General features: G+C 50.0%; 2 rRNA genes (1 of these 2 cut by a window edge). Both read right to left on the bottom strand.

Annotation, left to right across the window (positions count from 1 at the left end):
• A 23S ribosomal RNA gene (locus ACO1DI_RS28300) occupies positions 1 to 638 on the bottom strand (its annotated part extends 1,526 nt beyond the left edge of the window); the annotation flags it as partial.
• A 225-nt stretch (positions 639 to 863) separates the two neighbouring features.
• Positions 864 to 2,415 (bottom strand): 16S ribosomal RNA (locus ACO1DI_RS28295).
• Between the last annotated feature and the right edge of the window lie 85 nt (positions 2,416 to 2,500).

Raw genomic sequence — 2,500 nt, 5'->3', positions numbered from 1 at the left:
GATCGTAACTCGCCGGTTCATTCTACAAAAGGCACGCCATCACCCGTTAACGGGCTCTGACTACTTGTAGGCACACGGTTTCAGGATCTCTTTCACTCCCCTTCCGGGGTGCTTTTCACCTTTCCCTCACGGTACTGGTTCACTATCGGTCACTAGGTAGTATTTAGCCTTGGGAGATGGTCCTCCCAGCTTCCGACGGAATTTCACGTGTTCCGCCGTACTCAGGATCCACTCAAGAGGGAACGAAGTTTCAACTACAGGGTTGTTACCTTCTTCGACGGACCTTTCCAGGTCGCTTCATTTACTTCGTTCCTTTGTAACTCCGTATAGAGTGTCCTACAACCCCAAGAGGCAAGCCTCTTGGTTTGGGCTAATTCCGTTTCGCTCGCCGCTACTCAGGAAATCGCATTTGCTTTCTCTTCCTCCGGGTACTTAGATGTTTCAGTTCCCCGGGTCTGCCTTCAATATCCTATGTATTCAGATAAAGATACTGTTCCATTACGAACAGTGGGTTTCCCCATTCGGAAATCTCCGGATCAAAGCTCACTTACAGCTCCCCGAAGCATATCGGTGTTAGTCCCGTCCTTCATCGGCTCCTAGTGCCAAGGCATTCACCGTGCGCCCTTTCTAACTTAACCATTAGCGAATAAATGGTACAACATATTGTTGTGTTATTTATTGGTTTGATTAAAGAAAAGTTTCACTTTTCCTCAGCAATTACTGTTATCTAGTTTTCAAAGAACAATCGCAACCAAAATTCTTCTTATCTAATAAGAAGAAAGTAGTGTGCTTTCTATAATTGAGAGATTGAACTCTCAAAACTGAACAAAGTGTCAAAACGTACGTCATGTAAAAATCCTTAGAAAGGAGGTGATCCAGCCGCACCTTCCGATACGGCTACCTTGTTACGACTTCACCCCAATCATCTGTCCCACCTTAGGCGGCTAGCTCCTTACGGTTACTCCACCGACTTCGGGTGTTACAAACTCTCGTGGTGTGACGGGCGGTGTGTACAAGGCCCGGGAACGTATTCACCGCGGCATGCTGATCCGCGATTACTAGCGATTCCAGCTTCATGTAGGCGAGTTGCAGCCTACAATCCGAACTGAGAATGGTTTTATGGGATTGGCTTGACCTCGCGGTCTTGCAGCCCTTTGTACCATCCATTGTAGCACGTGTGTAGCCCAGGTCATAAGGGGCATGATGATTTGACGTCATCCCCACCTTCCTCCGGTTTGTCACCGGCAGTCACCTTAGAGTGCCCAACTAAATGCTGGCAACTAAGATCAAGGGTTGCGCTCGTTGCGGGACTTAACCCAACATCTCACGACACGAGCTGACGACAACCATGCACCACCTGTCACTCTGTCCCCCGAAGGGGAACGCTCTATCTCTAGAGTTGTCAGAGGATGTCAAGACCTGGTAAGGTTCTTCGCGTTGCTTCGAATTAAACCACATGCTCCACCGCTTGTGCGGGCCCCCGTCAATTCCTTTGAGTTTCAGTCTTGCGACCGTACTCCCCAGGCGGAGTGCTTAATGCGTTAGCTGCAGCACTAAAGGGCGGAAACCCTCTAACACTTAGCACTCATCGTTTACGGCGTGGACTACCAGGGTATCTAATCCTGTTTGCTCCCCACGCTTTCGCGCCTCAGCGTCAGTTACAGACCAAAAAGCCGCCTTCGCCACTGGTGTTCCTCCACATCTCTACGCATTTCACCGCTACACGTGGAATTCCGCTTTTCTCTTCTGCACTCAAGTTCCCCAGTTTCCAATGACCCTCCACGGTTGAGCCGTGGGCTTTCACATCAGACTTAAGAAACCGCCTGCGCGCGCTTTACGCCCAATAATTCCGGATAACGCTTGCCACCTACGTATTACCGCGGCTGCTGGCACGTAGTTAGCCGTGGCTTTCTGGTTAGGTACCGTCAAGGTACGAGCAGTTACTCTCGTACTTGTTCTTCCCTAACAACAGAGTTTTACGACCCGAAAGCCTTCATCACTCACGCGGCGTTGCTCCGTCAGACTTTCGTCCATTGCGGAAGATTCCCTACTGCTGCCTCCCGTAGGAGTCTGGGCCGTGTCTCAGTCCCAGTGTGGCCGATCACCCTCTCAGGTCGGCTATGCATCGTTGCCTTGGTGAGCCGTTACCTCACCAACTAGCTAATGCACCGCGGGCCCATCTGTAAGTGATAGCCGAAACCATCTTTCAATCATCTCCCATGAAGGAGAAGATCCTATCCGGTATTAGCTTCGGTTTCCCGAAGTTATCCCAGTCTTACAGGCAGGTTGCCCACGTGTTACTCACCCGTCCGCCGCTAACGTCATAGAAGCAAGCTTCTAATCAGTTCGCTCGACTTGCATGTATTAGGCACGCCGCCAGCGTTCATCCTGAGCCAGGATCAAACTCTCCGAAGAAATGTTTGACTTGCTCAATTTAAAAAATAAAAATTAACGTTGACGTTTGTCGCTTTGTTCAGTTTTCAAAGTTCAACCGCCGCTC

Origin of the sequence: Priestia sp. 40 (assembly GCF_049368575.1) — a bacterium.
GTDB lineage: Bacteria > Bacillota > Bacilli > Bacillales > Bacillaceae_H > Priestia > Priestia zanthoxyli.
Note: the sequence above shows the minus strand (reverse complement) of the source record. Positions and strands in the feature narration are given on the sequence as shown.